Source organism: Bradyrhizobium sp. SHOUNA76 (genome assembly GCF_023006445.1).
In the GTDB taxonomy this organism is placed as follows: Bacteria; Pseudomonadota; Alphaproteobacteria; order Rhizobiales; family Xanthobacteraceae; genus Bradyrhizobium.
In genome coordinates this window covers 1-4,140 of the sequence record NZ_JALBHA010000536.1, presented here as the reverse complement: position 1 = coordinate 4,140, position 4,140 = coordinate 1, and the positions used below count along the sequence as shown (strand labels likewise).

The window sequence follows — 4,140 nt, the reverse complement described above, 5'->3', positions numbered from 1 at the left end:
CGCACTCGGCGGCTGCGCCGGCGGCGGCGGTGCCGCCAACTCCTATGCGATGGCGCCGAGCGGTGGCAGCGGCGCAACCGTGGCCTTCGAATCCATCGACGGCCCGCCACCGCAGGTATTCGACCGCATGGTCGGCGTGCTCGACAGCGAATCCAAGCTGCGCAGCCTGTCCGTCGTCTCCCGCGAGGGCACGGCCGCCTACCGCGTGCGCAGCTACCTTTCCGCCCAGGTGGTGCGCGGGAAGACCGTGATCGCCTGGGTCTGGGACGTCTACGACGCCAACCAGCAGCGGGCGCTGCGCCTCTCCGGCGAGGAACCGACCTCGACGAAGGCTGGACGGGATGCATGGGCGGCAGCCGACGACCTCGTGCTGCGGAAGATCGCCCAGGCCGGATTCAGTGGCCTTTCCAACATGATCAACGGAACGCCGGATGCTCCGAGCGGGGCTCCGGGCTTGCGCGGACCGGCGGTGGCGAGCGTCATTCCGGCCCCGCCCGCGCCGGATATGCCGGCCACAGCCCTCGGCTATGCCGAGCGATAACCCCCGCTAAACCACGGCCTCAAGTCGCGGCCAAACCTTTGGACCGACTCAGGATTTTCGGAGGGAAAACGTATCATCCCGGGTTGCCATTGCAGCCTCGCGCCTGATATTTCCTCGCCCGTCGTAACCGTGCTTCCAGTGGGATCTGAGATGTTGAACGTCGTATCCAGCAAAGCGCGGGAGGAAGCGTCCATGTCGGCCAAAAACGGCTCCATCAAGCTCGTCGCCGGCAACTCCAATCCGGCCCTCGCTCAAGCCATCGCGCAAGGGCTCGACCTGCCGCTGACCAAGGCGGTGGTGCGGCGCTTCGCCGACATGGAGATCTTCGTCGAGATCCAGGAGAACGTCCGCGGCTCGGATGCCTTCATCATCCAGTCGACCTCGTTCCCCGCCAACGACCATTTGATGGAGCTGCTGATCATCACCGACGCGCTGCGCCGCTCCTCGGCGCGCCGCATCACCGCGGTGCTGCCCTATTTCGGCTACGCGCGGCAGGACCGCAAATCGGGCTCGCGCACGCCGATTTCGGCCAAGCTCGTCGCCAATCTGATCACGCAGGCCGGCGTCGACCGCGTCATGACGCTCGACCTGCATGCCGGCCAGATCCAGGGCTTCTTCGACATCCCGACCGACAACCTCTACGCCGCGCCGCTGATGGTGCGCGACATCAAGGACAAGTTCGATCTCTCCAAGACGATGGTGATCTCGCCTGACGTCGGCGGCGTCGCCCGCGCGCGCGGCCTTGCCAAGCGCATCAACACCCCGCTGGCGATCGTCGACAAGCGCCGCGAACGTGCAGGCGAGTCCGAGGTCATGAACGTGATCGGTGACGTCGCCGGCTACACCTGCATCCTGATCGACGACATCGTGGACTCCGGCGGCACGCTGGTGAACGCGGCCGATGCGCTGATCGCCAAGGGCGCCAAAGACGTCTACGCCTACATCACCCACGGCGTGCTCTCCGGCGGCGCGGCCGCCCGCATCACGAACTCCAGGCTGAAGGAGCTGGTGATCACCGACTCGATCCTGCCGACCGAGGCGGTGACCAAGGCGCCGAACATCCGCACGCTGCCGATCGCCAGCCTGATCTCCGACGCGATCGCGCGCACGGCAGCCGAAGAGTCGGTGTCGAGCCTGTTCGACTGATTTTCGTTCCCGGTCTCGTAGGGTGGGCAAAGGCGCAAAGCGCCGTGCCCACCTTTTTTGTCGCACGAGAAAGAGGTAGGCACGCTTGCGCTTTGCCCACCCTACGGCAGTCTGCCTACCCCACGATCCCCGCAGCGACCTGGCCGCGCAGACGTTCGAGGCCAAGCAACGTCTCCGCGCACGCGGCCGCGACCTCGACACCCTTGATCGCGAAATGCTTGCGGAAGAAGTCGTAATGCACCTCGGTCTCGTGGAATTGCTGCGGCGTCAGCACGGCTGAGAACACCGGCACCTCGGTGCGAAGCTGCACGTCCATCAGCGCCTTGATCACGGTGTCGGCGACGAACTCGTGGCGGTAGATGCCGCCGTCCACGACGAGGCCCGCGGCGACGATCGCGGTGTAGCGCCGCGTCTTGGCAAGGACCTGCGCGTGCAGCGGGATCTCGAACGAGCCCGGCACCTCGAACACGTCGACATGGGTGAGGTGCCGCGCCTCGGCCTCTCTCACGAAGGCAATGCGGGCTTCCTCGACCACGTCGCGGTGCCAGCAGGCCTGCACGAAGGCGACCCGCTGCGGCTTTGCGAAGCGCGGGTGCTCGGTTGCGGGCCCTTGCGGAACCGGCGGTTGGACGACTTCGGAAGTTTCGGCTTGGGTATCTTGCAACATCTGATTCATGGCTTTCCTCGGTTTAAGGACCAGAATCAGGGCACACGGAACGACAAACAGCCGCATCTTGCGATGCGTCTGCCACCGACCGTTCTCTTTCATCCGGACTATGACCGTCGGCTTCGGAGTTGCACCGAATCTGCTGACCCTTCCCTTCGGGATAACCCTCGCGGAAGGCGCTCGCGGGCTTAGGCCTTTCGGCCCTTACCGCCGGTGGGGACTTTCACCCCGCCCTGAGAACATCGGCCGTTCGGGATGAACGACCTGCCGGGAAATATGCAGCTCTCGCGCGGTCGCGGCAAGCGTGTTCCGCATGGGCAAATCGCATGGTCCCATGCCACGGCCGTGGGAGCGGCCCCGCCGCACGGAATTAGCGTTTGCCGCCCTCCCCTGGATCCGATTCCGGTTTGTTCTCCTCCATCCGGATTGGGCACTCCCGGCGTTAATAATTGTGGCGGAGATGAGCTGTGGACGAACGAGTCCTGGCTTGTGGACGGACTCGGGACCCCGTTGCGCAGATTCCGCAAATCACATCACTTGATCCGCGACAGGCCCGCGCTGATCCAAGGGGATCGCAAGAGCGACACCAAGGGATCGCAGCAGCGCTTCCGAGGAGATCGCTAGCGACGTTGAGGGAGTTCGCCGGGCCAGCCGCGTGCGTATCAAAGACAACAAAAAGGCAAGAGGTCGAGACGGCATGTCCCTGCTCGAAGGCACTATCGATTCCAAAAGCCATCCGCTCGCGGTGGTCGAGGATATCGCTGCCAGCAACAACTGGCCGTTCGAACGCTCCGGCGAAGACGAACTCACGATTGTCTCGAAGGGACAATGGACCGACTATCAGCTCTCCTTCACCTGGATGGGCGAGATCGAGGCGCTGCATCTGGCCTGCGCGTTCGACATGAAGATTCCCGTTGCGCGCCGCGGCGAGGTGCAGAGGCTCGTCGCCGCCGTGAACGAGCAGTTGTGGGTCGGCCATTTCGACCTGTGGACCACCACCGGCATGGTCATGCATCGCCAGGCTCTGGTGCTGCCGGGTGGCCTCAGCGCCTCGACCGCGCAGTGCGAAGCCATGCTCGCCGGCGCCATCCACGCCTGCGAGCGTTACTTCCCGGCGTTCCAGTTCGTGGTGTGGGCCGGCAAGACCACGACCGAGGCGATGGACGCGGCGATGTTCGATACGGTCGGAGAGGCGTAGGATTCGCCTCGTGACGTAAGGGAGCCGCACTCGCTCCCCACGTCGTCCCGGACGAGCGAAGCGAAGATCCGGGACCCATACCGCGTGATGCCGCTTTTGGCACAACGCTTGTTGCTCTGCCTTCCATCCACTAGAACCGCCTGTGGTTTGGGTCCCCGCTTTCGCGGGGACGACAGCGAACGCGTGGCAACGGCGATGGCAGATAGCAACCTCCTCCAAAACATCACCGGCACCATCCTCCTCGCCGGCGCCGGCAAGATGGGCGGCGCGATGCTGACCGGGTGGCTTTCGGGCGGGCTCGACCCGCGCCGCGTCGCCGTGATCGATCCGTATCTCTCGCCGGAGATCACCGCGCTTGCCGCCAGGGGCGTCATGCTCAATCCGGATGTGACGACGGCCGGCCAGGTCGAGACGATGGTCGTCGCGGTGAAACCGCAGATGTTCCGCGAGGCCGGCGCCAAGCTGAAATCGTTCGTCTCGGAGAAGACATCCGTGGTCTCGATCATGGCGGGAACCACGATCGCCGCGCTCCAGGAGGTCTGCGGCGGCGCCGTGGTGCGCGCGATGCCGAACACGCCGGCCGCGATC

The 4,140-nt window shown here is 65.1% G+C and carries 5 protein-coding genes and 1 riboswitch; of the genes, 4 read left to right on the top strand and 1 reads right to left on the bottom strand.

From position 1 onward, the window contains the following. Positions 1–541: hypothetical protein (locus tag MOV74_RS32715; protein ID WP_246931121.1), on the top strand; the 541-nt coding region annotated here is incomplete at its 5' end. Between the two features lie 192 nt (positions 542–733). Continuing rightward, the gene (locus MOV74_RS32710) at positions 734–1,687 is read left to right on the top strand and encodes a ribose-phosphate pyrophosphokinase (protein WP_198963774.1); all 954 of its coding nucleotides are present in this window, start codon (positions 734–736) and stop codon (positions 1,685–1,687) included. Positions 1,688–1,802: 115 nt separating this feature from the next. Here MOV74_RS32710 and MOV74_RS32705 read toward each other — a convergent pair whose 3' ends face one another. Then, on the bottom strand, positions 1,803–2,363 hold the full coding sequence (locus MOV74_RS32705; protein WP_246931120.1) for a 6,7-dimethyl-8-ribityllumazine synthase: 561 nt from the start codon (positions 2,361–2,363) through the stop codon (positions 1,803–1,805). 77 nt (positions 2,364–2,440) lie between these two features. Next, a riboswitch (FMN riboswitch) is annotated at positions 2,441–2,599 on the bottom strand. 452 nt (positions 2,600–3,051) lie between these two features. Here MOV74_RS32705 and MOV74_RS32700 point away from each other — a divergent pair. Beyond that, positions 3,052–3,552, top strand: coding sequence for a YbjN domain-containing protein (locus tag MOV74_RS32700; RefSeq protein ID WP_246931119.1), 501 nt, complete (start codon positions 3,052–3,054; stop codon positions 3,550–3,552). A gap of 195 nt (positions 3,553–3,747) precedes the next feature. Beyond that, a partial coding sequence (locus MOV74_RS32695) for an NAD(P)-binding domain-containing protein (RefSeq protein WP_246931118.1) occupies positions 3,748–4,140 on the top strand: 393 nt, incomplete at its 3' end.

Excerpts from the sequence above, each read along its gene's own strand:
- MOV74_RS32710 (WP_198963774.1), top strand. The coding sequence starts at position 734 with ATGTCGGCCAAAAACGGCTCCATCAAGCTCGTCGCCGGCAACTCCAAT.
- MOV74_RS32705 (WP_246931120.1), bottom strand. The coding sequence starts at position 2,363 with ATGAATCAGATGTTGCAAGATACCCAAGCCGAAACTTCCGAAGTCGTC.
- MOV74_RS32700 (WP_246931119.1), top strand. The coding sequence starts at position 3,052 with ATGTCCCTGCTCGAAGGCACTATCGATTCCAAAAGCCATCCGCTCGCG.